The organism is Anaerotruncus sp. 1XD42-93 (assembly GCF_009917605.1).
Lineage (GTDB): Bacteria > Bacillota > Clostridia > Oscillospirales > Ruminococcaceae > Anaerotruncus.
The window spans coordinates 23,072-49,914 of record NZ_QZEG01000014.1 but is presented as its reverse complement, the minus strand read 5'-3'; the positions used below and the strand labels follow the sequence as shown (position 1 = coordinate 49,914).

The 26,843-nt window shown below is 59.1% G+C and carries 21 protein-coding genes; 4 read left to right on the top strand and 17 right to left on the bottom strand.

Annotated features, from left to right (window positions below):
- Window position 1 precedes the first annotated feature (1 nt).
- The 12 genes from D5269_RS07605 to D5269_RS07550 form a co-directional block, all read right to left on the bottom strand.
- Window positions 2-745 (bottom strand): protein phosphatase 2C domain-containing protein, encoded by a 744-nt coding sequence (locus D5269_RS07605; protein ID WP_016315819.1) that lies wholly within the window; start codon window positions 743-745, stop codon window positions 2-4.
- Window positions 746-1,833: 1,088 nt separating this feature from the next.
- Entirely contained in the window at window positions 1,834-2,871 is a 1,038-nt protein-coding gene (rlmN, locus tag D5269_RS07600) for a 23S rRNA (adenine(2503)-C(2))-methyltransferase RlmN (protein WP_120484546.1), read from the bottom strand.
- 5 nt (window positions 2,872-2,876) lie between these two features.
- Entirely contained in the window at window positions 2,877-4,157 is a 1,281-nt protein-coding gene (gene rsmB / locus D5269_RS07595; RefSeq protein WP_016315817.1) for a 16S rRNA (cytosine(967)-C(5))-methyltransferase RsmB, read from the bottom strand.
- Between the two features lie 15 nt (window positions 4,158-4,172).
- Window positions 4,173-4,856: a zinc metallopeptidase gene (locus tag D5269_RS07590; protein WP_016315816.1), complete on the bottom strand. Its 684-nt coding sequence runs from the start codon at window positions 4,854-4,856 to the stop codon at window positions 4,173-4,175.
- 128 nt (window positions 4,857-4,984) lie between these two features.
- Window positions 4,985-5,905 (bottom strand): methionyl-tRNA formyltransferase, encoded by a 921-nt coding sequence (fmt, locus tag D5269_RS07585; RefSeq protein ID WP_016315815.1) that lies wholly within the window; start codon window positions 5,903-5,905, stop codon window positions 4,985-4,987.
- Complete coding sequence (gene def / locus D5269_RS07580) at window positions 5,902-6,372, bottom strand: peptide deformylase (protein ID WP_016315814.1); 471 nt, start codon at window positions 6,370-6,372, stop codon at window positions 5,902-5,904. The genes fmt and def overlap by 4 nt, the downstream gene beginning before the upstream one ends.
- A 94-nt stretch (window positions 6,373-6,466) precedes the next feature.
- Complete coding sequence (gene priA / locus D5269_RS07575; RefSeq protein ID WP_120484545.1) at window positions 6,467-8,920, bottom strand: primosomal protein N'; 2,454 nt, start codon at window positions 8,918-8,920, stop codon at window positions 6,467-6,469.
- A gap of 383 nt (window positions 8,921-9,303) precedes the next feature.
- Complete coding sequence (coaBC, locus tag D5269_RS07570) at window positions 9,304-10,506, bottom strand: bifunctional phosphopantothenoylcysteine decarboxylase/phosphopantothenate--cysteine ligase CoaBC (protein ID WP_120484544.1); 1,203 nt, start codon at window positions 10,504-10,506, stop codon at window positions 9,304-9,306.
- Between the two features lie 55 nt (window positions 10,507-10,561).
- A complete protein-coding gene (locus D5269_RS07565; protein ID WP_016315811.1) occupies window positions 10,562-10,777 on the bottom strand; it encodes a DNA-directed RNA polymerase subunit omega in 216 nt (71 codons plus the stop codon).
- Window positions 10,774-11,388 carry a guanylate kinase gene (gene gmk / locus D5269_RS07560; RefSeq protein WP_120484543.1) on the bottom strand — a complete coding sequence of 205 codons (615 nt, stop codon included), beginning with the start codon at window positions 11,386-11,388 and terminating at the stop codon, window positions 10,774-10,776. The genes D5269_RS07565 and gmk overlap by 4 nt, the downstream gene beginning before the upstream one ends.
- Complete coding sequence (locus D5269_RS07555; RefSeq protein ID WP_016315809.1) at window positions 11,375-11,644, bottom strand: DUF370 domain-containing protein; 270 nt, start codon at window positions 11,642-11,644, stop codon at window positions 11,375-11,377. Before D5269_RS07555 ends, gmk begins: the two co-directional genes overlap by 14 nt.
- 12 nt (window positions 11,645-11,656) lie before the next feature.
- Window positions 11,657-12,535 carry a YicC/YloC family endoribonuclease gene (locus D5269_RS07550; RefSeq protein WP_031219649.1) on the bottom strand — a complete coding sequence of 293 codons (879 nt, stop codon included), beginning with the start codon at window positions 12,533-12,535 and terminating at the stop codon, window positions 11,657-11,659.
- Window positions 12,536-12,755: 220 nt separating this feature from the next.
- On the opposite strand from D5269_RS07550, the gene D5269_RS07545 reads away from it, so the two are divergent.
- Together D5269_RS07545 and D5269_RS07540 are read left to right on the top strand one after the other, a co-directional pair.
- Window positions 12,756-13,091, top strand: coding sequence for a hypothetical protein (locus tag D5269_RS07545; RefSeq protein WP_016315807.1), 336 nt, complete (start codon window positions 12,756-12,758; stop codon window positions 13,089-13,091).
- Window positions 13,092-13,333: 242 nt separating this feature from the next.
- Complete coding sequence (locus D5269_RS07540) at window positions 13,334-13,720, top strand: hypothetical protein (protein ID WP_120484542.1); 387 nt, start codon at window positions 13,334-13,336, stop codon at window positions 13,718-13,720.
- 122 nt (window positions 13,721-13,842) lie between these two features.
- Here the strand turns inward: D5269_RS07540 and D5269_RS07535 are convergent, their stop codons facing one another.
- Window positions 13,843-14,853 (bottom strand): GGGtGRT protein, encoded by a 1,011-nt coding sequence (locus D5269_RS07535; RefSeq protein ID WP_016315805.1) that lies wholly within the window; start codon window positions 14,851-14,853, stop codon window positions 13,843-13,845.
- 20 nt (window positions 14,854-14,873) lie between these two features.
- A complete protein-coding gene (locus tag D5269_RS07530; protein ID WP_016315804.1) occupies window positions 14,874-15,566 on the bottom strand; it encodes a hypothetical protein in 693 nt (230 codons plus the stop codon).
- Between the two features lie 442 nt (window positions 15,567-16,008).
- Here D5269_RS07530 and secA point away from each other — a divergent pair, with 442 nt between their 5' ends.
- Together secA and D5269_RS07520 are read left to right on the top strand one after the other, a co-directional pair.
- The gene (secA, locus tag D5269_RS07525) at window positions 16,009-18,747 is read left to right on the top strand and encodes a preprotein translocase subunit SecA (RefSeq protein ID WP_120484541.1); all 2,739 of its coding nucleotides are present in this window, start codon (window positions 16,009-16,011) and stop codon (window positions 18,745-18,747) included.
- Between the two features lie 241 nt (window positions 18,748-18,988).
- The gene (locus tag D5269_RS07520) at window positions 18,989-19,615 is read left to right on the top strand and encodes a recombinase family protein (RefSeq protein ID WP_016315802.1); all 627 of its coding nucleotides are present in this window, start codon (window positions 18,989-18,991) and stop codon (window positions 19,613-19,615) included.
- A gap of 120 nt (window positions 19,616-19,735) precedes the next feature.
- Here the strand turns inward: D5269_RS07520 and D5269_RS07515 are convergent, their stop codons facing one another.
- From D5269_RS07515 to D5269_RS07505, 3 genes are all read right to left on the bottom strand, one after another.
- Window positions 19,736-24,097, bottom strand: a complete 4,362-nt coding sequence (locus tag D5269_RS07515) for a SpoIID/LytB domain-containing protein (RefSeq protein ID WP_166545154.1) — start codon at window positions 24,095-24,097, stop codon at window positions 19,736-19,738.
- A 52-nt stretch (window positions 24,098-24,149) separates the two neighbouring features.
- Entirely contained in the window at window positions 24,150-25,316 is a 1,167-nt protein-coding gene (thiI, locus tag D5269_RS07510; RefSeq protein WP_120484539.1) for a tRNA uracil 4-sulfurtransferase ThiI, read from the bottom strand.
- Window positions 25,317-25,639: 323 nt separating this feature from the next.
- Entirely contained in the window at window positions 25,640-26,770 is a 1,131-nt protein-coding gene (locus tag D5269_RS07505; protein WP_120484538.1) for a cysteine desulfurase family protein, read from the bottom strand.
- Window positions 26,771-26,843 lie beyond the last annotated feature (73 nt).

Here is a 26,843-nt window from a genome sequence, read left to right as displayed (position 1 = left end):
CCTACTTTGCGACGATGACGGCGGTAATGTTGTCGGCGCCGCCTGCCTTGTTCGCCTCGTCGATCAGCAGGAAAAGGTCCTGCTCGCTGGTACAGGTGGTAATCAGAGCGGCATGTTCCTCCGGCGGGGCATAGTTATATAGCCCGTCGGAACAGAGCAGAAGCTGTCCTTTTCGGAAGGCCCGTTCGGTATATTCCACCTCGGTGCTGCGCTCCACTCCCAGAGCGCGGGTGATGTAATTGCGCTTCGGATGGTTGCGCGCCTCCTGCTCAGAGATCTCGCCGCTGTCGATCAGCAGCTGCACCACACTGTGGTCCCGGGTCAGGCGCTGTGCAGCGCCAGGGTTCTCCCCATCATTCTCAAAGAGATAGAGACGGCTGTCTCCCGCGTGGATCGCGCAGAGCAGGTCTCCCTTCACCACAACCGCGATCACTGTTGTACCCATCCCGTCGAGCGATTCGTCCCGGCATCCCATCTCATAGACCACCGCATTTGCCGCAGCAGCTGCCGAGATCAGCAGCGACTTGACCGACCCGGCCGGAAGCTGCGGGGTCAGGCCGCGGGTCAGCGCCTGGCCGATCACCTCTGCGGCCTTGGCGCTCGCAACATGCCCGCCCTTCTCGCCGCCCATCCCGTCACAGACGATCGCAAAGGCGGTTTCCTCGTCAACCACCTTGTAGGCATAGGTATCCTGATTGGTCGCCCGAACCCGTCCCCGGTCGGTCCCTCCATAAATCTTGATCAATCGAAAGCCCCCTAAAAGAGATGTGTATACTACGTCGCCCGAAAGCCCGCACCTCGGAATTTTATATTGATAACCGCCCCTCGACCGCGCGATTTTTTACTCCGGCCTGAGAGCCGCCGCTCTGCACCGGTTGGCCTATGTACGCCGGTCTCCGCGCTAAGAGCCTCATCCAGCGGCAGTGAAAGAAAAGAACAGATAAAAAGCGCACTTTGCCCCATCGGGGTGGGGCCTGCGGGGAGTGGCCGCTGACCCCTAACCCGCAAGGCGCATCCTGCCCGAGTGTCGCGTGAAACGCGATCTCGGCCCAAGAGCCGCCTGCGGCGGTTGTCCTCGAAACGCTCGCCGCGGCTCGCAGTCCGGTGCCCTCTGGGACCGAGAAGACCCGAGGAAGGCACTTGCGCCTGTAAGTTTAGTCCAGAACCAAACTTACGTTGTCTCAATCCCCGCCACCTTTTCAAAGGTGGACGAAACTTTTGGTTCTAAAAGCCTGTTCCGCATTTATTCCTGCAAGGGTTTTTTTCACTTGCAAAAATCCCCCTCTTGCCGCTTCGCGGCAATTCACCCGAAAAAAGCGCTTCACAGGAGAAAGCGTTCCGCGCTCATCTCGCGCCAAGAGCCCGCCTTCGGCGGGTTGCGCTCGAAACGCTTCGCTGCGGCTCGCAGTGCGGAGCGCGTCGAGGGCGCTGCCCCTCGACCCCGCAGTTTTTTGAAAAAAATTGAGTAAAACTTTGGTTTTGGGAAAAAAGCGGCACCCAGCCCGGAAGGGAGGGGCCTACGGGGAGGGGGCACCGACCCCTCGCCCGTAAGGCAAACTGAGGGGGCGTCGCGGCGTATGCCGCGCTTCGGACCGCAGGTCCGAGAAGTCCCCCGAAGCAGGGCGCTTGCGCCCCGGAAGTTTGGGCTGGAATCCAAACTTCCGTTGCCTTTGACCCCCTCGCCCGCAAGACAGCACGCAGGGGCAGCACGCTTTGCGCGATCTCGGCCTAAGAGCCGCCTGCGGCGGTTGGCCTCGAAACGCTCGCTGCGGCTCGCAGTCCGGGCCAAGGAAGGCACCTTACGCCTGCAAGTTTGGTCTGGGGGCCAAAAACTTACGCTGTCTCAGTGTCCTGCCTGCGCAGCTGCCCGCAGGCGGCCGCAATATCTGTCCCCAGCTCCCGCCGGATGGTCGCGTTGACCCCCAGCCGCTCGAGCTGCGCCTGGAACGCCTCGATCCCCGCGCGCTTTCCCCGGCGGTACCCGGTTTCAGCCACCGGATTGACCGGGATCAGGTTGACATGCGCCCCCATCCCGCTCAGACGGGAGGCCAGCTCTTCCGCGTGTGCGGGCGCGTCGTTCACCCCTGCAATCAGCGCGTATTCAAACGAAATCCTGCGCCCGGTCTGCTCGAAGTAGTCCCGGCAGGCGTCGAGCAGATCGTCCATATTGTACCGCTGGTTTACCGGCATCGACTGGCTGCGGATGCTGTCGTTGGGCGCGTGCAGCGAAACCGAAAGGGTGAGCTGGAGCTTTTTCTCCGCAAGCGCCCGGATCCCATCCACCAGCCCGCAGGTGGAAAGCGAGACATGCCGCAGGCTGAGATTGATCCCCTCCCGGGAGGAAAGGATTTCGAGAAACGCCATCACATTGTCGAAGTTGTCGAGCGGCTCCCCAATCCCCATCAGTACGACATTGGAAATCCGTCCGCGCAGATCCTGCTGGGCGGTATAGACTTCATCAAGCATCTCGGAGGCGGTCAGATTGCGCACCCAGCCTGCCAGCGTGGAAGCGCAGAACCGGCAGCCCATCCGGCAGCCCACCTGTGTCGAGATGCAGAGGGAGGCCCCATGCTTATACTGCATCCGCACCGCCTCGACACAGTTGCCGTCCCGCAGCTCATAGAGATATTTTACCGTACCATCTATGCTGGAAACAAGTCTTTTTTTGATGCGGATGGTGTTTATGTAGAATTTTTCGTCAAGCTGCCCGCGAAGCGGGGTTGGCAGGTCGGTCATTTCGGCAAAAGTAGACACCTGTTTCTGGTGCAGCCACCGGTAGACCTGCCGGGCGCGGAATTTTGGCTGGCCCATCCGGACAAATTCCGCTTCGATCTGCTGTTCTGTCAGAGACTTGAGGTCACTCTTTTCCATGCTGTTCACCGCTTTTTCAGGACGGATATGAAAAATCCGTCGGTATCCGCCGCTTCGCCGGTACAGGTGCGCTGAGATTCAAGCGTGAACTCAGGGTTCCCCTCGAGGAACCGCGCGACGGTCTGTTCGTTCTCCTCGGGGAGCAGGGTACAGGTCGAATAGACCAGACTGCCGCCCGTCTTTAAATAGTGTGAGGAGGTTTGCAGGATTTTATACTGAATTTCCGGAAGATTCCGGACCGATTCCCAACTTTTATACTTGATTTCCGGCCTGCGCCGGATCACCCCAAAGCCGGAACAGGGAACATCACAGAGTACCCGGTCAAAGCTGCCGAGTGCGGGGTCATAGATCCCCGCGTCTCCCGCGGAAGCCCGGATACACTCGATCCCAAGCCGCTGTGCCCCCTGACGCACCAGCGCGGCACGTTTGGGATGCAGGTCACGGGCGACCAACTCCCCCTCGTCCCGCATCCGCTCGGCAGCGGTGAAGGACTTGCCGCCCGGCGCCGCACAGACATCCAGCACCCGCTCGCCCGGTTGGGGATCAAGCGCAGCGGCACAGAGCTGGGACGCCCGGTCCTGCACATGGAACAACCCCGACCGGAACGATTCCAGGCGTTCGATCGGTACTCTGCCCTCGACCGCGATACAACCGTCCGGCTCCGTTTCCACGGTGCAGGGAACCCCCTCGCCAGTCAGGATTTCCGCCAGCCGTTCGGGGGAAACCATCAGGGTGTTGGCGCGCAGATAGAGCGGCGGACGCCCGATCGACTGGGAGAGCAGCCGCAGGCAGGCGGGTTCCCCATAGGCTTCAAGCCACCGGCCGACCAGCCACGCCGGGCAGGAATATTCCACCGCGAGCTGTTCGGCGCGCCCACCGTCCACCGGGGGGATGCGCTTTCCATCCCGCAGGAAACTGCGCAGAACCCCATTGACAAAACCGGACGCCTTTGCCTGTCCGAGCGCCTTCACCAGATTGACGCTCTCATTCACTGCCGCGTAATCGTCCACGCCGTCCATCCAAACAAGCTGGCAAACCCCAGCCCGCAGCGTCTCCCGCACCTGCGGGGACAGGGCTGTGAGCGGCCGCGCACTGTACTGTTTCAGGATATGGTCGATGGTCAGCCGCCGCTCGAGCGTTCCGTAAAAGAGCGCAGCCGCGAATGCGGCGTCCCGCGCATCCAGACGGTTTTTCGTGGCCAGTGCGTCGATCACAAGGTTGGAATAGGCATTCTCCGTACTCTGACGCAGAAGCGCCTGCACAGCGGTTTCTCTCGCATTCTTCATCTGTTCCCTCCGGTTTCAGTCTCGGTTGCGGCTGCGGGAGATCAGTACCAGCCGCAGCAGCTGTGCCAGCGAGACCACCAGCGCGGCCACATAGGTCAGTGCGGCGGCCTTAAGCACCCGTTTGGAGCCGCGCAGCTCGGAGGACTCCAGAAACCGCTCCTTCTCCAGCGTGCGCAGCGCGCGGGCGGAGGCGTCAAACTCGACAGGCAGGGTCACGAGCTGGAAGATCGCCGCCAGCGAAAAGAGCAGCAGCCCGATGTTGCAAAGCGGCTGATAGCTCAGGATCAGCCCTGCCACAAACAACGGGATCGAGAGCTTGGAGCCAAGGTTGGTCACTGGGATGATCGCGGCGCGCAGCTGCATGGGGGCATATTTCTGGGCGTGCTGGACTGCGTGCCCGCATTCATGAGCCGCTACCCCGATCGCCGCCACCGAGCTGCTGCCATAAACGTCGTCCGACAGGCGGATCACGCCGCTGCTCGGGTCAAAATGGTCGGTGAGTTTCCCCGCAATCCGTTCCACCCGGACCTGCTGGAGGCGGTTTGCATCGAGAATCCGCCGCGCAACCTGTGCGGCTGTGATCCCGCGCGACGAGCGGACTTTGGAATACTGGTCAAACGTGCTGGAAACCTGCATCTGAGCCCAGCTCGCGAACAGCAACGCCGGGACGACCAGAATCAGATAATAAAGGTCAAACATACAGCTCCCCCTTGTTTGAAGTTTTGAGGCCCTAAACGCTTTGCCAATCTTGATCGCCGGCCCAAGAGCCACCGCTTCGCGCCGGTTGGACTATGCACCGCTGCGGGATTGAGGGGCAAAACCTCTGGTCATTCCCCCAGCCGGGTGCCGGTTTCAACCGGATGCCCTCGCAGATAGTCGGCGGCGGGCATCCGGCGGCTCCCCTCGGGCTGGATTTCCACCAGTTCGACCGCGCCTTCCCCACATCCGACGATCAGCCTTTTCCCGTCGAGCACGATGCCCGGTTCCCCTGCGCCTTCCACGACCCGCGACCGGTGCACCTTCAGCACCTTGCCGCCCAGCCGGGTATGTGCTGTCGGCCAGGGGTTCATCCCGCGGATCAGGTTGTGTACCTCCCGCGCGGATTTCGACCAGTCGATCACTGCCATCTCTTTGGTCAGCATACTGGCGCGGCTCGCCTGTGCATCATCCTGCGGCGTGCGCGGGGCGTTGCCCCCGGCGATCAGCCGCACCGTTTCAGAGAGTGCCTCCGCGCCCAGCACCGCAAGCCGGTCGAACAGCTCCCCCGATGTTTCATCTTCCCCCACCGGAACCGACCGGGAAAGGATCATGTCCCCGGTGTCCATCCCTTCGGCCATGTACATGGTGGTCACACCCGCTGTCAGGTCACCGTTAAGCACGCTCCACTGGATCGGCGCTGCACCCCGGTACTTTGGCAGCAGCGATCCATGCACATTGATGCAGCCGTATTCCGGCAGATCAAGGATTTCCTTTGGCAGCATCCGCCCATAGGCAACCACCGCGATCAGCTGGGGGGCCAGCTCTCGCAAAACCGCAAGCGCGGTACCGTCGCGGAGTTTTTCCGGCTGCCAGACTGGCAGCCCGTTGGCAAGCGCCAATTCCTTGACCGGCGGCGGCGCGAGCTTATATCCCCGCCCCTTGGGTTTGTCCGGCTGGGTGAACACCCCGGCGATCTCGTGGCCGTCTGCGATCAGGCGCGCCAGGCAGGGGACCGCAAAATCCGGCGTACCCATGAACACAATCCTCATTCGGCTTCCCTCAATTCATCCGGTGTCAGAAGGCGTTCGGCCCTGTCGGTAAAGAGGACGCCCGAAAGGTGGTCGATCTCATGGCAGCAGGCGACCGCGAAAAAGTCCTCCGCATCAAATTCGAACGGCTTGCCGAACCGGTCCTGCGCACAGATATGCAGCTTTTTGGGACGGCGCACCACTCCCCAGACGCCGGGTATGGACAGGCATCCCTCGGTGTCGCACTGCTCGCCCTCTTCGCTGACGATCTCGGGATTGACCAACTCCCATTTTCCCTCGCCGACGTCGATGACCACTGCCTGGCGGAGAACCCCCACCTGCGGCGCAGCCAGCCCGACCCCCTCGTCGACCATCGTTTCGTACATATCGTCAAGCAGCGTCCAGAGCCGTTCGTTGAACTCGGTAACGGCCCGGCTTTTTTTGCGCAGGCGCTGGTCGTCTTCCTTCAAGATATTGCGGATTGCCATTTTTCTGTTCCTCCCAATTCTGCTTTTGATCTTCATGCTGTCACATGGTTCTCTTTTGATTTTAACGAGCCGGCCCGGGCAGAAACTTCAACCCTCAGATCGAACTTTCATACCGCGGATCGACATAAAGCGAGACCGGACGGTTCCGGCTCTGCGCATGGTACCATCGCACCGTCCGCCAGAGAAGCTCCCGGGTGCGTGCGCCGAAGGTGCATTTGACCGCCATCCTCCAGCGGTACTTCCCGGAAATCCGGGGGATCGCGCTTTCACACGGCCCGAGCACCCGCAGCGGCAGGTCGCTGTATTCGGCGCTGGCAAACGCGGCAAACTGCGCCAGAAACTGTCTGGACGCGGCCTGCACCTCCGCCCGGTCGATCCCGGAAAACCCGATCCCGACCATGTCGCAGAACGGCGGATAGAGGTGGATGCGTCGGTTTTCGATCTCGCTTTCGTAGAAGCTGTCGTAATCCTGCATCGCCGCCAGCGCGATCACCGGGTTTTCGGGGGTGAATGTCTGGATATAGGCGCGTCCCGCCTTATCCGAACGCCCACTCCGCCCGACCACCTGTGTGAAGAGCGAAAACGCCCGCTCAAAGCTGCAATAATCCTGCGCATAGAGCGAACTGTCCGCCGAAAGCACCCCCACAAGGGTGACATTTGGAAAGTCCAGCCCTTTCGCAACCATCTGCGTCCCGATTATTATATCATATTTTCCCGCCGAAAAATCAGCAAAATGTTTTTCATGGGAAAATCGTGCCATAGTGGTGTCCATATCCATCCGGAGCACCCGCGCCTGCGGCAGCAGTTCCCGCAGCTCCTCCTCCACCTTCTGGGTGCCCGCTCCCGAAAACCGCCGGAACTTGCTCCCGCAGGTCGGGCAGGTCTCGTCCGGACGCGCCGTATAACCGCAGTAGTGGCACATCAGAAGCCCGTTTGCGGTGTGGTAGGTCAGGGCGACCGAACAGTTGGGGCAGCCTGCCACGGCCGAGCAGATCGAACATTTCACCAGCGTGTTGTACCCCCGCCGGTTGAGCAGCAGGATACTCTGTTCGCCGTTTTCGAGGTTCTGGCGAAGCTGGCCGATCAGTTCCGCCGAGAGGGAGCCGGACGCCGCGTTCAGCGCCTGTGTCGACATGTCGAGGATGGTGACATCGGGCAGCCTCGCAGCCCCAAACCGGTTTTTTAGCTGTATGAGATGGTACCGCCCCTGTTTTGCCCGGTAGAAGCTCTCGACGCTCGGGGTCGCCGAGGCGAGCAGCAGCAACGCATTATGGCTGGCGGCACGCACCCGCGCCACATCCCGCGCATGGTAGCGGGGGGACATCTCGGACTTATAGGTCGCCTCCTGTTCCTCATCCATCACGATCATCCCAATCCGCGCAAGCGGCGCGAACACCGCGCTCCGGGTGCCGACGACGATCTGTGCGCCGCCGTCCCGGATCCGCTTCCATTCGTCCATCCGCTCGCCCATCGTCAGGCCGCTGTGCAGCACCGCGACCCGGTCCCCGAAATACCGGTGGAACCGTTCGATCATCTGGGGGGTCAGGGAGATTTCGGGCACCATCACGATCACGCCGCGCCCGCTCCCGAGCAGGTGCTGGATCGTTCGGAGAAAGACTTCGGTCTTCCCCGACCCGGTCACCCCATAGAGCAGCGCGGCCTGCGGCTTTCCCGAATCGGCCAGTTCACAGAGGGTCCGGTATGCAGCCTGCTGTTCGTCCGAGAGGGAGAGCGCAGAGGCATCCTCCCGGGCCGTACGTACCTCATAGGGGCTGCGATAAACCTCCCGGGTGAAATAATGGGTGACCCCTGCCTTTTCCAGACGGTCAACCACCGTTTTTCCCACCCCTGCAAAATAACAGACCTCTTTCAGGGTAGCCTGTCCTGCCTGCGCGAGCAGCTCGACCACCGCCTTCTGCTTGGCGGTGATTTTTACATCGGTGATGTCCCCCAATTCGGTGATCCCGTCCGCCAAACGCACCATCACCAGTTTTTCGTCCAGCACCCGTTGCCGCACCTCCTGCGACTTGATCACCGCACCCGCTTCGCAGAGGGCGCGCAGGCTGGGGGACTCAGCATCCAGGCCGAGTGCGGCGAGCAGCGTCTCCTCCCGGACCGGTTTGCCCCGCCCGTTCAGATATTCCAGGATCTGCTGCTGTTCGGGCGGCAGGTCCTCGGGCGGGCCTGCGTCCTTTGCGCGCTCGTAGGTATATTTCAGTTCCACCCCGATGCCAGGCGGCAGCAGGGTGCGCACTGCGTCATAATAGCCGCAGAAGGTATGCTCATGCAGCCATTCGACCAGCGAGAGCAGATCCGGGCTGAGAAGCGGCCGGGCGTCCACGAGGGAGGCAACCGGCTTGAGCCTGGAGATGTCCCCGGACTCGGAAAGGGCGAGCACCATGCCGAACCGGGTACGGTTGCCCGCGCCGAACGGGACGGTGACCCGGCATCCGGGGCGGACCGGCATCCCCTCTGGAATCAGGTAGGAATACGGCTTATCGAAATGAATGGTTGCGTTCTCCACCACAATCTGTGCTGTCTGCGGCATTCCTGACCTCCTCTGCTATAGGGCCGGGGGCCCTGCCCCTCGACCCCGCCACCTTTGAAAAGGTGGACGAAACTTTTGGTTTGAAAGAGAATAGGGCTTGTTTGAAAATAGAGAAATAGATGGATGGTTCGTAAAAAGTGAGCGGCCGCAAGGAAAAAAGCACAGGAATACTTGCTGTATTCCGCGCATTTTTGACGCGGCAGCCGCCGCTTTTTGTAGAAAAAGACGGCTATTTCGATTTTTCAAACAGCCCCTAAGCGTATTGCTGGATTTTTTCAAAAAATCATGGGGCAAGGGACAGAGCCTTGATGCCGCGGCAGCAATCAGGTATTTTCTGCGGGAGAAAAAGCGCTCTTCCTCCGGAAAAGATACGAAGTTTAGAATCAGGGCCCAGTCCCTGTACGCAAGGCAAGCAGACGGGTCAGAACCTCATCCGCGACCTGATCTTTGCCCATGATCGGCAGCGGCTCCGCGCCCGCTTTGGTCAGGATGGTGACAATGTTGGTTTCGGTGCCAAATCCCGCGCCGGCCTCCTTGAGGTTGTTCGCGACGATCATATCCACCCGCTTTTTTTCCAGCTTGGCAGCGCTGTTTTCCACCATATCCCGCGTTTCCATCGAAAACCCGCAGAGTACCTGCCCGGGCACACGGTGTTCCCCCAGCCAGCCGAGGATGTCCCGCGTCCGTGTCAGCGCAATCTGCATCTCCCCATCCTGTTTTTTGATCTTGTCCTCTGCGGTTGTTGCCGGGCGGTAGTCCGCCACTGCCGCGCATTTTACAACCATCTGCTGGGCGGATGCGCGGGAGGTCACCTCATCGAACATCTCCTGCGCCGTATGGACCGGGACAAATGTGACCCCATAGGGCGGTTTCAGGCTGGTCGGGCCGCTCACCAGCGTGACCGATGCGCCCCGCCGCTTCGCCGCCGCCGCGACTTCGTAGCCCATCTTCCCGGTCGAATGGTTGGTGATATACCGTACCGGGTCGATCGCCTCTCGGGTTGGCCCGGCGGTCACCAGCACCGAAAGTCCCGCCAAATCCTTGGGGGTCAGCGCATCCCGCACCGCTTCCAGCAGGGCGCCTTCCTCCGCCAGCCGCCCGCGCCCGGTATCCCCGCAGGCAAGATACCCGCTCTCCGGCTCAACCACCGCCACCCCAAACGCCCGCAGGGTTTGCAGGTTGCGCTGGGTCACCGGGTTGTCATACATCCCGGTGTTCATCGCGGGCGCGACGATCTTCGGGCACCGCGCAGCCAACACGGTTGTGGTAAGCATATCGTCAGCGATTCCGGCTGCCATCTTCGCGATCACGTTCGCGGTTGCGGGCGCAATCAGGAACACGTCCGCCTTTTTCGCCAGCGCAACATGCTCAACGTTATACTCAAAACCTCTGTCAAAGGTGTCCACCGCCACCCGATTGTTGACCAGCGTTTCGAAGGTCATGGGCGAGACAAATTCGGTTGCATTGCGGGTCATGATGACATGCACATCCGCGCCGGTTTTGCCAAGATCGCTCGCAAGCTGCGCCGCTTTATACGCCGCGATCCCCCCGGACACCCCCAGCACAATGGTTTTTCCGTCGAACAAAACAGATTCCCCCTGTCTGAAAAAACAGGCCCTGTAATCTTACAGGGCCGTCTGCTTATTGGTCGATCTCCTGATGGACCTCGCCCATACGGAACTTTCCAGCGGAAAAATCTTCCACAGACTTCTTCACCGGCTTTTCCTCCATGATCTCATGCGAATCCTCGGCCTCCTGCGCCAGCTCCCGGGCGTGTTTTGCCACCGCAACTACAAATGCGTAGTAGTTGTCGCCCGGTTTGAGCATCGAAGCCATCGAGGGTCTGAGCATATTCATACGTTCTGTTCCACCTTATCTATCATATTTTTCATCCGGCGGGCCTCACATCTGGCGGCGATAATCACCGCGCCCAGACGCGCACGTGCCTCTTCCAGATCATCGTTGACAATGATGTAATCATATTCGGCCGCACAGCGCAGCTCGGTGCGCGCGGCTTCCAGACGCCGCTGCACCACCTCGGGCGGTTCGGTGCCGCGTCCGGAAAGGCGGCTTTCCAGCGTCTCATAGGAAGGGGGCATCACAAAGATGAATACCGCGTCCGGACAGACCTTGCGGATATGCGCCGCCCCCTGCACCTCGATTTCGAGCACTACATCCCGCCCCTGTGCACGCTGTTCCTCAACCATCCGGTGCGGGGTGCCGTAATAGTTCCCGCTATACTGTGCATATTCGAGCAGGCCGCCCGCGGCGATCTCCGATTCAAACTGCTCCCGGGTCACAAAATGGTATTCCACCCCGTCGGTTTCTCCCGGGCGCGGGGCGCGGGTGGTCATTGAAACCGAAAGCACCGCTTCCGGATGTTCCTTCAAATACGGGCCGAGGATGGTCCCCTTGCCCACGCCGGACGGACCGGAATACACGATCAGCAGCCCTTTACGCATCATCATCGACCTCTTCCTCATCATCCTCGTCATCCACCAGCCGGTTTGCAACGGTCTCGGGCTGCACTGCCGAGAGGATCACGTGGTCCGAATCGGTAATAATCACCGCCCGGGTGCGCCGCCCATAGGTTGCGTCCACCAGCGAACCGCGTTCCCGCGCATCCTGGATGATCCGCTTGATCGGGGCGGATTCCGGGCTGACAATCGCCACCAGCCGGTTTGCGCAAACCATGTTGCCAAAGCCTATATTGATCAGTTTCATACAAGCTACCCCTTATTCGATGTTCTGAATCTGCTCCCGTATCTTTTCGATGTCGCTTTTGATCTCGACCACAAGCCGGGCTACTTCGACATCCTGCGCCTTGCTCCCGATGGTATTGGCTTCCCGGTTGATCTCCTGCACCAGGAAGTCCAACTTCCGCCCGACGGCGCCGCCCTGCCCCAGAATCCCGCGGAACTGCGCAATATGGCTGCGCAGCCGCACCGTTTCTTCGTCCACCGCAATCCGGTCGGCAAACACAGCCGCCTCGGTCAGGATCCGCGCTTCGTCGATCTGCCGGTCGTCGAGCACCTCGCTGATTTTCGCGGTCAGCCGCTCCCGGTAGGCCGCAAGGGTGCGCGGGGACTGCTCCTCAACCAGCCCGACCCGCTGCTCAATCTGCGAAAGCCGGTCGAGCAGGTCGTCCTGGAGCTTTTCTCCTTCCAGTTCCCGCATCCGCAGGAACCGTTCGGCGGCCTCCCCGGTCACTGCCTGCACCGCTTCCCAGACCGCATCCTCGTCCTCCGGCGCGCGGCGGACGGTAAAAATCTCTGAAAAACGGGAGATCGACGAGACCGAAAGGTCGTCGGTAAGCCCATACTGTTTGCCGAGCTCCCGCAGGGCGTGGATATACGCCCCCGCCAGTTCCTGATTGACCTCTACAACCGTGTTGGCCGCTTCTACCGTCTGAATCTGGACGCCAACCTCCACCTTGCCGCGCGAAGCCCTGCCCTGCATATAGCTTTTCAGTTTTTCTTCCAGATAACCGCATCCGCGGGGGACACGGGCAGTGAATTCCAGAAAACGGTGGTTGACCGATTTGATTTCCACCGTGATGTCCCGCCCATCTATAATCCGCTGGGCGCGCCCATAGCCTGTCATACTCCGAACCATCTGCAATCCGCCGTCCTCCCACTGTCCCAAATTCAGACAATCTTTTATCTGTTTATTTTACCTTGAAAGTCTGCTTTTGTCAATCAATAGAACTCCTTGTCCCTTTTGAAATAAGTGTTGTTGGAATATAACTCCGGCGATTTCTGCAGAGGAACATTGATATGACAGATGCCCTGTGCTATAATCAGCTCGATAAATCGAAAGTTCTGGAGGCGTTTTAATGAAAAGAAAATGGATAATTCCATGTGTGGTGGCAATTTTTGTAATTGCAATTCTCTTTTATTCTAATATTCAAAAGGCCCATACATTCACACTTGCAGACAGAGGAAATCCGGTTAAGTCAGAGCAAATACAACCACTATTTGGCACTGTAAAAGTAAGCGGTGACTGTGATACAGACGTAGTTTTCACTGACGTTGAGACGGGTGAAGAATATGTGATAGGGTACATTACATCCGGTGTATCAGAAAAAATCAAGTTGCAAAAAGGCAAGTGGTACACGATAGCGGGTGGAGGGAATCTTACAGTAGGGCCAGTAAATGTTAGGATTGAATAAAGAGAAGTAATTTCCAGTTTATCGGGTAGTCATCCACTAGTGGATGACTACCCACTTTGAATATCTTAACGAATGGTTTAGCAAATCCGCGTTCGGCAACACCAATCTGAAAAGGGAGAACTCCTTTTTAACGGGTGCTGCATTCAGATACGGCTTACCTCAGGGTTTTCTTTACAACAGACAAAAAATATGATATAAAAGCAGGAATAATTATTAAAAGTTGTATGCTTAGGAGGGGTTTTATGCAAGATAACCTGTATTCCGCTCCTGTTCATCCGGAGCAGTTCTCCATCTTTATTGAGAAATCAAGAATCTTTGATAAGACGAGATCATCCATGCAAGAATATCTTACAAGCTGGTATAAAGATGATACAGATAGCTTTACAGAATGTATGCGGGCAGATTTGATCACGGTACTGGAGCAATACCATTTTTACAACGAGTTTGTTTCTATCACTAAAAATTTTAACTTTAACCCGCCTATTGACATGGTCTCCTGCACGATTCGCATTACCGATGAAGAGGATGATTGCTGTACCCGGTATCGGGCGATTTTTGATGCCCAGGTAAACATGATTGACGATACTATGGAAAGACAGCGGAACCCTCCAAATACCGCTAAGCTTTGATATTGGGATCGAAAAGACCGAGGCTCAGAGGCATCCGCCCGGGAGCAGAGGACCTATGCGCCTGCCCAGGGATACAAAAAACGGGATGCGGATTCGCATCCCGTTTTCCAAGCAGACTAAAATCAGAACTTGCCAGCTTTCGCGGCTTCTTCGACCGCGACCGCACATGCGACAGTTGCGCCGACCATCGGGTTGTTGCCCATACCGATCAGGCCCATCATCTCGACGTGCGCCGGGACAGAGGACGAACCTGCAAACTGTGCATCCCCATGCATTCTGCCCATCGAGTCAGTCAGGCCGTAGGAAGCCGGGCCGGCTGCGACGTTGTCCGGATGCAGGGTACGTCCGGTGCCGCCGCCCGATGCGACCGAGAAGTATTTCACATCGTTCTCAAACGCCCATTTCTTATAGGTGCCGGCCACCAGATGCTGGAACCGGGTCGGGTTGGTCGAGTTGCCGGTGATCGAAACATCCACCTTCTCATGCTTCATGATCGCAACGCCCTCGAGCACATCGTTTGCGCCGTAGACGCGGACCTTGGAACGCTCACCATCCGAATAGGGGATGGTGCGGACCTCTTTCAGCTCACCGGTCGAGAAATCGTACTCGGTTTCGACATAGGTGAACCCGTTGATGCGGGAGATGATATAGGCCGCATCCTTGCCGAGCCCGTTCAGGATTACCCGCAGCGGCTCTTTGCGGGCCTTGTTCGCATTGCGGGCGATGCCGATTGCGCCTTCCGCGGCCGCGAACGACTCATGCCCCGCGAGGAAGCAGAAGCATTTGGTTTCGTCGCGCAGCAGCATTGCGCCGAGGTTGCCGTGGCCGAGGCCGACCGAACGCTGCTCCGCAACCGATCCGGGCACGCAGAACGCCTGCAGGCCGATCCCGATTGCTTCAGAAGCGTCCGCTGCCTTGGAAGTGCCTTTCTTGATCGCTACCGCAGTGCCGAGGGTGTAGGCCCAGACCGCATTTTCAAACGCGATCGGCTGTACACCTTTGACGATTTTTTCTACATCAATGCCTTTCGAAAGGCAAAGCTCTTTTGCATCCTCGAGGGAAGAGATGCCATATTCCTTGAGGCAGGCCTCAATCTTGGGCATTCTTCTTTCCTGTCCTTCAAACTTAACCATTGTGTTGCCTCCCTCTCCTCTTATTCTTCACGCGGGTCGATATATTTCGGCGCGTTCTCGTATCTGCCATAGGTTCCGATATTGCTCTCGAATGCCTCCTTGGGGTCTTTGCCGTGGCGGATGTCCTCGAGCATCTTGCCAACCTTGACGAACTTGTAACCGATCGCTTCGCCGTTGCCGTCTACCGCAACCGAGAGGATATATCCTTCCGCCATCTCGAGATAGCGCACACCCTTTGCATTGGTCGAGAAGATGGTCCCAACCTGCGAACGCAGGCCCTTTCCGAGGTCCTCAAGCCCTGCGCCGATCGGCAGGCCGTTTTCGGAGAAGGCGGTCTGGGTACGTCCGTAGACGATCTGGAGGAACAGCTCGCGCATCGCAACATTGATCGCGTCGCAGACCAGGTCGGTATTGAGCGCCTCAAGCAGGGTTTTGCCGACGAGGATTTCGCCCGCCATCGCCGCCGAATGGGTCATGCCCGAGCAGCCGAGGGTTTCCACCAGCGCTTCTTCGATAATGCCCTCCTTGACGTTCAGGGTCAGCTTGCAGCAGCCCTGCTGGGGTGCGCACCAGCCCACACCGTGGGTCAGGCCGGAGATGTCCGGAATCTGGTAGGCTTTTACCCATTTCCCCTCTTCGGGAATGGGGGCGGGACCATGCTTGGGTCCTTTGGCGAGAACGCACATTCTCTCCACTTCATGAGAATAGTTCATATCGGTACTCCTTTCGGTTTGTTGAACATGGGGCTTGACTATCTTTTATTATATTAGCTTCCCTTGGAATTATCAAGCGTTCCGGACCGGTTTTTGTTAAAAATTAAACAGTAAATTCCGATCCACTTTTGGCGTTTTTTGATACAAAACGGTAAATACTAATTCGCAAAGCGGGAAAACCATCCTTCCGCACGTGTTTGGAACCCCAGCTTCTTATTAAATAGGGGACGATGAGCAGATTTTAACAATTTATTTACCTTGTTTTCCCCAAAAGGGTTTGACATTGACAGTTTCAAAGTGTAGACTATATAAGTTAAGGTGTCTTAATTTTTGATCGTTTTATCTTTGCTGATATAGTCAAAATACTTAAAGGCAAGTACTTCGATTGTACGGCTCTGAATATGCGGGAGCACAGGAACAATGAATCATATGAGGTGACAAAATGGGAATTATGCAAAAAATCTTCGGGACCTATTCGGAACGGGAGCTGAAACGGATCTACCCGATCCAGAAAAAGGTGCTTGATCTGGAGGAGAAATACCGCGCAATGAGCGACGAGGAGCTGAAAGCCTGCACCCCGGCGCTCAAGGAACGCCTGGCGAACGGCGAGACCCTCGACGACATCCTGCCGGATGCGTTTGCGGTCTGCCGGGAGGCGGCCGACCGGGTTCTGGGGATGCGGCATTTCCCGGTGCAGATCATCGGCGGCATTGTGCTGCACCAGGGGCGGATCGCCGAGATGCGCACCGGTGAAGGCAAAACGCTTGTCGCGACTCTGCCGGCCTACCTCAACGCGCTGTCCGGCGAAGGGGTGCATATTGTCACCGTCAACGATTACCTCGCAAAGCGCGACTCGGAGTGGATGGGCAAGGTCTACCGGTTTCTGGGGCTGCGTGTCGGGCTGATCGTCCACGGGCTGGACAACAACCAGCGCCGCGCCGCCTATCGGTGCGATATCACCTATGGTACCAACAACGAGTTCGGGTTCGACTATCTGCGCGACAACATGGTTATCTATAAGCGCGAACAGGTCCAGCGCGGACACTACTACGCGATCGTCGACGAGGTCGACTCGATCCTGGTGGATGAGGCGCGCACCCCGCTGATTATCTCGGGACAGGGGGACAAGTCCACCGACCTTTACCAGCGCGCGGACAAGTTCGCCCGCACCCTCAAATGCTTCCGGGTTGCCGAGAAGGACAACAAGGAGGAGCAGGACGATGTGGACGGCGATTACATCGTCGATGAGAAGGCCAAGACGGTCACCCTCACCCAGTCGGGCGTTGAAAAGGCGGAGGCTTATTTCGGCATCGAGAACCTGACCGATGCGGACAACATGCAGCTTCAGCACCACATCAACCAGGCGATCCGCGCGCATGGGATCATGCAGCGGGATGTGGACTATGTGGTCAAGGATGATGAGGTCATCATCGTGGACGAGTTCACCGGACGCCTGATGCTAGGGCGCCGGTATAATGAGGGGCTGCACCAGGCGATTGAGGCAAAGGAAGGGGTCAAGGTTGAGCGGGAGAGCAAGACCCTCGCCACCATCACCTTCCAGAACTTCTTCCGGATGTACAACAAGCTCTCGGGCATGACCGGAACCGCCCAGACCGAAGCGGATGAGTTCATGGAGATTTACAAGCTGGATGTCATCGAGATCCCGACCAACAGGCCGATCCAGCGCCACGACCACGCGGACGTGGTCTATAAAACCGAACAGGCGAAATTCAACGCGGTGATCGAAAAGATCATCGAATGCCACAAAAAGGGCCAGCCGGTGCTGGTGGGCACTATCTCGATCGAAAAGTCCGAGCTGCTTTCCAAAATGCTCGCCCGGCATGGGGTCAAACACGAGGTGCTCAACGCCAAGTACCACGAGAAGGAAGCAGAGATCGTTGCACAGGCGGGCAAACTGGGCGCGGTGACGATCGCAACCAACATGGCGGGCCGCGGCACCGACATCATGCTCGGCGGAAACGCCGAATTCATGGCCAAGGCCGAGCTGCGGCGGGCCGGGTACGAGGATGATGTGATCAGCGAGGCGACCGGCTTCGCCGACACCGACGATGAGCAGATCAATGCAGCGCGCAAGCTGTTCACCGAGAGCATGGCCGCACACAAAAAGGTGATCGACGTCGAGGCCGAAAAGGTCCGTGAGGCGGGCGGGCTGTTCATCATCGGCACCGAGCGCCACGAATCCCGCCGGATCGACAACCAGCTGCGCGGGCGCGCCGGACGTCAGGGTGACCCGGGCGAAACCCGGTTCTTCATGTCGCTGGAAGATGACCTGATGCGGCTGTTCGGCGGCGAGCGGATTCAGAACATGATGACCATGCTCGGCGCTGAGGACGATATGCCGATCGAGGCGCGGATCCTCACCAACTCGATCGAGTCGGCGCAGATGAAGGTCGAGGCGCGCAACTTCGGCATCCGCAAGAGCGTGCTCCAGTTCGACGATGTCATGAACCGTCAGCGCGAGATCATCTACTCCCAGCGTGCCAAGGTGCTCGACGGCGAGGACCTGAGCAGCGCTGTCCGAACGATGGTCAAGGAGACGATCGACGGTACGGTTGACCGCTACCTGGTGGACAAGGAGGTCCACGACCACTGGAACCTTACCGGGCTGCGGGACTACTTCCTCGGCTGGCTGACGGTCGAACAGGACCTGCGGTTCACCACCGAGCAGCTCGCGGAAGTGACTGACCAACAGGTCAAGGACATGCTCAACGAGCGGGCGATGAAGATTTACGAGGCACGCGAGAAGATGTTTACCCCCGAAATCATGCGGGAGGTTGAGCGGGTGGTCCTGCTGCGGGTGGTAGACACCAAATGGATGCAGCATATCGACGACATGGAGGAGCTGAAGCGGGGCATGTACCTGCGCTCCTACGCCCAGAAAGACCCGGTGGTTGAATACCGGATCGAAGGGTTTGATATGTTTGACGCAATGATCGAGTCAATTCGGGAGGATACTGTCAGGCTGATGTTCACCATCCAGCTCCGCACCAATGAAGAGCCTAAGCGCGAACAGGTCGCAAAGCCCGCTGCTGAAAGCGGGAGCGACGGGAGCATCCCCAACCAGCCGGCCAAGCGTGAACCCGGCAAGGTGGGACGCAACGACCCCTGCCCCTGCGGAAGCGGGAAAAAATATAAAAAATGCTGCGGCAGGCAGTCGTAGAGGGCATAAAGAGCTCGAAAGATAAAAACCGGACGGTCATCGCATCCCGATAAATGGGATGCGGTGACCGTTTTTTCGTGAATTCCATTTTTTCCTTTGGAATTTTGATACACAGAATGGAGGCTGGCGGCTGCTTTCGCAGGCGGTAAAAAGCCCGCTGCGCAAGTGAACAGCCGTAGACATAAAGCCGGCTGCGCGGATGCGCAGGGCCGGCTGCGTATTGAGAAAGGATGGAACAACGATGAACAATACCTACGGCTATGCCCGCGTCTCATCCAAAAGCCAGTATGAGGACCGACAGATGATCTCGATGAACGGGCGGTTCCAGATTCTCCCACAAAACATCTTTATTGACAAACAAAGCGGCCGGGATTTCAACCGTCCGGCCTATCACCAGCTGATGTGCCGGCTCAAAAAAGGGGATCTGCTGATCGTGTGCAGCATCGACCGCCTGGGCCGTAACTACAGCGAGATTCTGGAACAATGGCGCAGGATCACCCATGACCTTGAGGTAGATATTGTGGTGCTCGACATGCCGCTGCTCGATACCCGGCAAAACCGCGACCTGCTCGGTACACTGATCTCCGATCTTGTATTGCAGCTTCTCTCGTTTGTGGCGGAAAACGAGCGGCAGAACATCCGGCGCCGCCAGCACGAAGGGATTGCCGCCGCCCAGATGCGCGGGGTGAAGTTCGGCAGGCCCACCGGAAAGCAGGCGCTGCGGGATCACCCGGTATTCCTGGCATGGTGTGAAAACCGGATTTCCGCGAGCCAGGCAAGCACACAGCTCGGGGTCAGCCGTCGGACGCTCTATCGTTGGAAGAACGAAGATACCTTCGATCTGGAAAAAGAACTCTGTACGCTTTAAAAGCCCACTTGGGCAATCGAAACCGTCGCCTTTTCCTCCGTTCTTAAACAGGCTCTAAGACGGTTTCGAGCTGCAAAACACTGCCGCCGGTGCACAATATGTGCACCGGCGGCCATCTGTTTACTTTACGGTAGTCCCAGGGTAATAGTGAGTCAGGATGTCAACGTAATCCCAGCCTTTTGCAGCGTAAAGATTCGCGCCGGTCTGGCTCATTCCAACCCCATGTCCATAGCCATAGGTGGTAAACTGGAAGGAATCGCCGTCGCAGACCACTTCGAACGCTGCCGAACGCAGGCCAAACACATTCTCGCGCATGTACCGGCCGCTGACCTCGTCTTTGCCGATCCGCACCTTGCGGACATACCTGCCGCCCTTGCTGTAGCTCAAAATCTCGATCCAGTCTTCGGGGTCGTCGCTGTAATCGTAGATGTCCTCTTTCAATATCTTTTTGATCCGCTCGGCAACCTTGCTGGTACTCATAGTCACTGTCCGTTCGTAGCCGCCGGCCTGCTCGTCAACACTGCTGTCCACCGAGACCAGATATGGATAGGAGCCGCCCCAGGTGTCCTCCGAAGAGACGGTGATACCAGCACTGGTGGCATAGAACGGGGTAAATGCAAGGCTGCCGTTGTAATAGACCGCCTCGCCAATCACCGAATCCACCAGTTTTTTCATCCGGTCGTTTGGGGTCTTGACCCCCAACGCAGGGATCGTCCCGCCCCGGTTCTGGTGGAGGATATAGCTGTATGCGGCGACCGCCTGCGCCTTGATCGCTTCGTCGTTGAACGAGCTGCCCATTTCCGCCATCACCACCTGCTGGACGATCTCGGAGGCGGAGCCGGTGGTCTTTTTCCCGCTGATCGAGATGGTCAGTTCCCCGGCACTGGTTGGGCGGCCGTCCTCATCGTCCTCATCGTCCTCATCGTCCTCGTCCCCTTTCGAAGAACTGCCGGAAGAAGAACCGCTGGAAGAGGAGGACGCGGAACTGGATGGCTCATTTTCCAGCTTGTACGCCTTGTTATCCGCGTCGACCCAAAGTTCCTCGACCTCGGATTCGTACTCCTCCAAAACCTCCAGGATATCCGCCGCATCCTGAACAGCCTCCCGGGTCTGCTGGAGGTTGGTCCGCTGATAAAGGGTTTTCAATCCGTCCGAGGTGTCCTCCACCTCCCCGCAGAGGGAGCGGATCTCTTCGAGTGCATCCTCGATCCGGTCGGCAGCGGTACGCACCGCTTTGGCGGTCTTGGCGTCATAGGCTTCGTCCGAGGCATCCCGCGCGATCTCCCGCACCTCCCGCGCGTCCGAAACCACATCGTCGAGGGTCTGCTGATATTCCTCGGTCTTTTCCAGCGCCTCCTTGTTGCGGGCAGCGACATCCTCCCGGCTCGAGCTGCTGACCACCGGTTTTACGGGGACAGAGCTGGATGGTACCGGCCTGGAGCTGCTCGGCGCAGGCGCGGAACTGGACGGTGCCGGTGCGGAGCTGCTCGGCGCGGGCGCGGAACTGGATGGTGCCGGTGCGGAGCTGCTCGGCGCGGGCGCGGAACTGGACGATACCGGTACAGAGCTGCTCGGCGCAGGCGCGGAACTGGATGGTGCCGGTACAGAGCTGCCCGGCGCTGGCGCAGAACTGGACAGGGCCGGTGCGGAACTGCTCGGCGCAGGCGTGGAACTCGGTGCCGGTGCAGAACTGCCCGCTGATGGCGCGGAACTGGCCACCTCCATCGAGGCGACCGGTGCGCCACCGCCGGTCTGCCCGGCCTGTGCCGCGCTCTGGCTGCTGGCGTCGCGGTATGCCTCCGCCTGCACAAGTGCGGCCTGCGCACGCTCGCAGATACTTTCGATGTATTCGGTCGAACGCTCCTCCCGAAGGTCGTTGAGCACCCCGACATGGTCCGCGATCCGCCAATAGGCGTCCTCGGCCTTTTTCATCTCCAGTGCCGCCTTTTCGGCTTCACTCTGTGCGGAAGCTTCATCCGCTGCGGACGCGGCCTTCTGTGCGGCCTGCCGGGTAGCTTTCGCAGCCTGCTCCGCATCAACCAGCGCCTGCTTGATCGACTCGTAAGCCGCATAGGCGCTGTATTCGTGGTCGTCGAGCGAATCGGGATCCACGACCGGCGCAAGTGCGTCGATCACATCCGCCGCATTGCCGGAAGAAGGGATGCTGTCCGCATCCTGCGGGGCCGACTGCCCGCCCTGATGGTCGGTGAAGCCGGAGGGCATCCGCGGGGAGGGATTCAGCGCATAGGAGGCGGACGGGGATTCCCCATCCCGCAAGCGGCGGGCAACAACAACTGTCCTCACATCCGCATCCCGGGATTTTGGCCCGTACTCATAGGAGCAGGTTGAAAGGGTGAGGAACCGGTCGCCCGGCTGGATTTCAATGTCCGAAGTGTAGAACGACCGGGCGGTGACCTCTTCGGTAAATTCGATAAACCGGGCAGGGTCGCTCAGGTCCTGATAGTCGTTGTAGTAGAACACGTCGCCATATTTGTCGGTCACATTGGTGATGAACACCGACACAATCTCATATTCGTTGTCCTCATAAACATCCGCAAACGAGATGGTCGGGTTGGCATTCAGGAATCCCAGCCCGCCTTCCGCAGGTTTATAACGGGTCAGTCCGGCGAACATCTGCCCGTCGGACATGTTGTGCCCATAGATCAGGTAGTTGTCCGATTCGGACGCGAGGCTGTTGCCCGCATCCAGCATCGGAGTCCCGTACCGGCTGGACTTGTTTTGGAAATTTGTATTGAGATAGCGTTCGTTGTCGTCCGCCTGCACCACCGGATAGCTGAACAGGTTTTTCCCCACCGAAAGCCACCCCACCAGGTCCTCGTTGGTTTGGTAAAGGTTCAGGAATTTGCTCTGGTACCCTGCCGGAAACTTCCCGCGGGCGACCGCCTCTTCCGCCTGCTGATCGTCCGCCCCGGTGAGATAGACCTGTCTCAGCTCGTCATAGAGGGCGGCGTTGGACCTGCCGGACAGGTAGTAGTGGATCAGGAACGTGGCCGATCCGAGAAAGACCACCAGTGCGGCCAGAAGAAGCAGCTTGCGGAACACCGCGCCGGGAGTATCCCCTTTCACCGGGAAGACTGCCGCATACCATGCGCGGTTTTGGGATGGAAGCACTGGTGCGGGTTTGCTGCCGCTCTCCCATTTCCGGGCAGAGACAAATGCATTTTCCTGTTTCGGCAGGGCAAATTTGGGATCAAGCGCTTCATCAACCGGGATGCCGCCCGGACAGCCGGACGTCCCCGCACAGAGCCGCAGCAGGTTGAGGGTATGCATCGCGGCCATGTGACGCACGTAATCCCCCGAACTATCCTGCGGCAGGAGGACCCGCCGCACCCAGACCTGTTTGCCGTCGCAGACCGCCGCATAAAGCAGGCCGTTCTTTTTGGGGTCCTCGCCGCGCAGGGCGGTATTGCAGGTGACCGCCACCCCAAACGCGGCGTTCTCCTGCTGCAATGCCCCATGCGCCATATGTACCGCGATCTGCTCGCTGACCGGGCTGTATCTTTTCAGCACCTTGTCCGGGATGCCGAGGGCGTCTTTTTTGACATGGCTCGCATAGGCCGACACGCTGTAGGCGACCACCCGCCCGTCCGACTGCCCGGTGAGCAGGTCAGCGAGCAGGCCATTGGTGCCCGATTCCCCCACATTCACCTGTATCCCGCGTTCCTGCAGCAGCGCAGCGGTGGCCGCGGGCAGCCCGCCCTGCACATCCACCCCGTAGACACTGCCCCCGAGGACCGCCCGGATTTCAAACAGAACTGGGTTCAGCAGTTCGGCAGCCTCCTCCTTGTTTTCGGCGTTCGCGGTGATCCGCACCAGAAATTCGCCGTTGGACGGGAACAGCTCGACCTTTGGATTTTCGGAATCCAGGTACCCCTCAAGCAGGGTGCGCAGCTCGGCTTCTTCGATCCCGAACAGGCTGAGGGTCCTGGTAAAAACCGCCGCCGGGGAAAATCTGGACAGATACGGCACAATGCTCTTGTGGAACATCGGAAGGAACTCGTCCGGGTTATCGGGGATCATCAGAAGGAACTGCCGCCCGGCCGAGATCGCGCATCCGGGGGTAACCCCCTTGACGCCCGGAAAGACGATCGACTGTTCGGGCATCATCGCCAGCTTGACCGCCTGCTGGGGCATCTGCCGCCCCGCGTGCAGGTAGGCTTCCCGGATTCTGCGCTGGCTCTCCTCATGCAGCACCAGACGACGCCCAAGCCCTGCGCAGACCGTTTCTTTTGAGATGTCGGCAGGGGTCATCCCAAGCCCCCCAACCAATACCACGATGTCGCTGCGTCCGATCGCCCGACCGATCGCGCCGCGCAATCTGACCGGATCGCTGCCAGCCGCACAGACATCTTCGGTCTGTACGCCGCAGCCCTCCAGCTGCTCCGCAATCAGGTCTGCAACCGTATCCAGCGTCTGCCCGTCGAGCAGCGCCTGTCCTACACCGATGATTTCCGCTATCAAATCGTCAGCCTCCCTGTTTCGGCTCCCCATCTGTTCTGTCCTGCCGGGAGCTTCATCCAATGTTGCAATATTCGATCCCCGCGAACGCCTCTTCCAGAAGCTGTTCGTCCATCGCCTGCTCCGCTTTCAGCACCATCTCCAGGCGCGGCTTGGTTCTGGGATGCCGCGGGGTAAAAACGGTGCAGCAGTCCTCATACGGGAGGATCGAGGTTTCAAACGTATCGATCCGGTAGGCAATTTTGACGATCTCATCCTTGTCCATCCCAATCACCGGACGGAGCACCGGCATCTGGCAGGCCACGTCGGTGCAGGCGATCGCCTGAATCGTCTGGCTTGCGACCTGCGCCACGCTCTCGCCGGTAATCAGCGCACCGCATTCGTTCTCCTGCGCGACCCGCTCAGCCAGCTTCATCATATACCGGCGCATGATGACGGTGAACAGCTCTTCGGGGCAGTTATCCCGGATCGCCTCCTGCATCCTTGTGAACGGAACGACCGCCAGCCGGACCCGCCCACAGTAGGGGGTCAGCTTTTTGCAGAGGGTCTTGACCTTCTCGAGCGCGTGTTCGCTGGTATAGGGCGGGCTGACAAAATGCACCGCCATCACCTGCAGGCCGCGCTTGGCCATCATATACCCGGCGACCGGGCTGTCGATCCCGCCTGAGATCAGCAGGCAGGCCCTGCCCGAGGTACCCACCGGCAGGCCGCCCGCACCGTGGAGCTGGTCTACATGCAGATAGGCGCCCGCCTCCCGGATTTCGACATAGACAGTTACATCCGGCTGGTGCACGTCCACCGCCAGATGCGGGAACGCCTCGAGCAGAACCCCGCCGAGTTCGTTGCAGAGTTCGGGGGATTTCATCGGGAACGATTTGTCCGACCGTTTGGCTTCGACTTTGAAGGTCCGGGCACGCCCGAGATCGTCCGCGAGGTAGGCGGGCGCAGACTGCCTGATCGCATCAAACGACTTTTCGACCACCGCCGATCGGGTGAGCGCAGCCACACCGAACACCTTGAGCAGCCGGTCGACCGCCTCGTCCAGATCAATCCCCTCCTCCTGCGGCTCGACATAGATGGTCGACTGGGAGGAGCGGATTTTAAATTTCCCGAGCGGCTCAAGCCGTCTGCGGCAGTTGCGCATCAGTGCATCCTCGAACATCCGGCGGTTCAGCCCTTTCAGGGCCAGCTCGCCGCATTTGAGCAGGATCAGTTCTTTCATCTTATGGTTTCCCTTTCATAAAAAGAGTTCCACGCTTTGCGAAGCGCGGCCAAAGGCCCTGCCTTTGGAATCCGCAGCCTTTGAAAAGGCTGGCGAAACATTTGGTTCGTTATAAAGTAAGGTATCAAACGAAAGTTTTACTCGATTTTTTGAAAAAAATCGCAGGGCCTCCGCCGCGCGCACGCGGAGGAACACCTGACTGGACGCCGGGTGCCCGCCTGAGAAGCGCATTTTGGGGGTGAATTGGCTCCGACTTTTAGTCAGAGCCAAGAGGGGGCTTTTGCAAGTGAAAAAGCCCCCCCCGAAAAAGGCCCACGTACCTTCTAATGCGCCACCGAAGCGATCCCCTCTTCGAGTGCATCGGCAAAACGGTCGATCTGACCGGGGGTGGTGTCGTAGATCAGGCTGACCCGCAGGGCGCTGTCGATCACTGCGGGGGGGAGTCCCATTGCGGCCAGCACCGGGCTGGACGCCCCTTTTGAGCAGGCGGAACCGCTCGAGACATAGACCCCCCGGCTTTCGAGAAAATGGAGCATGGTTTCCGAGCGGTAGCCGGGGACCGAAAGGTTGATGATATAGGGGGAACCATCGTCCGGCGAGTTGACCTGTACCCCGGGAATCTGTTCCACCCGCTTGAGCAGATGGGCTTTCAGCTCCTGCGCATGTGCGAGATTTTTCTGCACCTGCCCGGCGAGCTGACCGCATGCTGCGCCGAATGCGGCGATCATGGGCAGGCTTTCGGTGCCGGAACGCAGGCCGCGTTCCTGTCCGCCGCCATAGATCAGCGGCAGAATCCGCACCCCCCGCCGGATGTAGAGCGCGCCGCTGCCCTTCGGCGCACAGATTTTGTGCCCGCTGACGCTCATCAGGTCAATTTCGGTCCGGGCAACCTTGAGCGGCAATTTTCCGAACGCCTGTACCCCATCGCAGTGGATCAGCGTCTGGGGGTTTTTCGCGCGGATGAGCTGCGCGGCCCGCTCGACCGGGAATCGCGCGCCGGTCTCGTTGTTGACCATCATCATGCTGACCAGGGTGGTTTCCCCATCAACCGCATCAGCGACCGCCTGAGGGTCAATCCCACCCGATGGGCCGGGCCGCACCCAGGTCACCGTCCAGCCGGTCTCCTCCAGACGCTTCATCGCTGCGGAGACCGAAGAATGCTCCGCGGCCGTGGTGACCAGCTTTCTGCCGCGGCGGATTTTGGCGTTTGCCGCGCCGAAAACCGCCAGATTGTTGGCTTCACTGCCGCCCGAGGTAAAACAGATACATTCGCCCTGACACCCCAGCAGCCCGGCGGCAGCTTCCCGCGCCTGCGCCAGCTCCCGCGCGGAACTGGCACCCATCCGATGCAGGGAGGACGGGTTCCCATAGCACTCCCGCATCATCCGCAGGGCAGCGTCTGCCGCCGCATCACAGACCCGGGTAGTCGCGGCGTTGTCAAGATAGGCTTCCATTGGTTGATCGTTCCTTTAACCGCTTTCAGGCGGTTTTTATTTTCAAACAGCCTCCAAAGGGCAAGGGCGCCTT

Bases quoted from the DNA above. Each gene is read 5' to 3' on its own strand.
- rlmN (WP_120484546.1), bottom strand. From the start codon at position 2,871: ATGGAAAAGAGTGACCTCAAGTCTCTGACAGAACAGCAGATCGAAGCG.
- rsmB (WP_016315817.1), bottom strand. From the start codon at position 4,157: ATGAAGAATGCGAGAGAAACCGCTGTGCAGGCGCTTCTGCGTCAGAGT.
- D5269_RS07590 (WP_016315816.1), bottom strand. From the start codon at position 4,856: ATGTTTGACCTTTATTATCTGATTCTGGTCGTCCCGGCGTTGCTGTTC.
- fmt (WP_016315815.1), bottom strand. From the start codon at position 5,905: ATGAGGATTGTGTTCATGGGTACGCCGGATTTTGCGGTCCCCTGCCTG.
- def (WP_016315814.1), bottom strand. From the start codon at position 6,372: ATGGCAATCCGCAATATCTTGAAGGAAGACGACCAGCGCCTGCGCAAA.
- priA (WP_120484545.1), bottom strand. From the start codon at position 8,920: ATGCCGCAGACAGCACAGATTGTGGTGGAGAACGCAACCATTCATTTC.
- D5269_RS07565 (WP_016315811.1), bottom strand. From the start codon at position 10,777: ATGAATATGCTCAGACCCTCGATGGCTTCGATGCTCAAACCGGGCGAC.
- gmk (WP_120484543.1), bottom strand. From the start codon at position 11,388: ATGATGATGCGTAAAGGGCTGCTGATCGTGTATTCCGGTCCGTCCGGC.
- D5269_RS07555 (WP_016315809.1), bottom strand. From the start codon at position 11,644: ATGAAACTGATCAATATAGGCTTTGGCAACATGGTTTGCGCAAACCGG.
- D5269_RS07550 (WP_031219649.1), bottom strand. From the start codon at position 12,535: ATGGTTCGGAGTATGACAGGCTATGGGCGCGCCCAGCGGATTATAGAT.
- D5269_RS07545 (WP_016315807.1), top strand. From the start codon at position 12,756: ATGAAAAGAAAATGGATAATTCCATGTGTGGTGGCAATTTTTGTAATT.
- D5269_RS07540 (WP_120484542.1), top strand. From the start codon at position 13,334: ATGCAAGATAACCTGTATTCCGCTCCTGTTCATCCGGAGCAGTTCTCC.
- D5269_RS07535 (WP_016315805.1), bottom strand. From the start codon at position 14,853: ATGGTTAAGTTTGAAGGACAGGAAAGAAGAATGCCCAAGATTGAGGCC.
- D5269_RS07530 (WP_016315804.1), bottom strand. From the start codon at position 15,566: ATGAACTATTCTCATGAAGTGGAGAGAATGTGCGTTCTCGCCAAAGGA.
- secA (WP_120484541.1), top strand. From the start codon at position 16,009: ATGGGAATTATGCAAAAAATCTTCGGGACCTATTCGGAACGGGAGCTG.
- D5269_RS07520 (WP_016315802.1), top strand. From the start codon at position 18,989: ATGAACAATACCTACGGCTATGCCCGCGTCTCATCCAAAAGCCAGTAT.
- thiI (WP_120484539.1), bottom strand. From the start codon at position 25,316: ATGAAAGAACTGATCCTGCTCAAATGCGGCGAGCTGGCCCTGAAAGGG.
- D5269_RS07505 (WP_120484538.1), bottom strand. From the start codon at position 26,770: ATGGAAGCCTATCTTGACAACGCCGCGACTACCCGGGTCTGTGATGCG.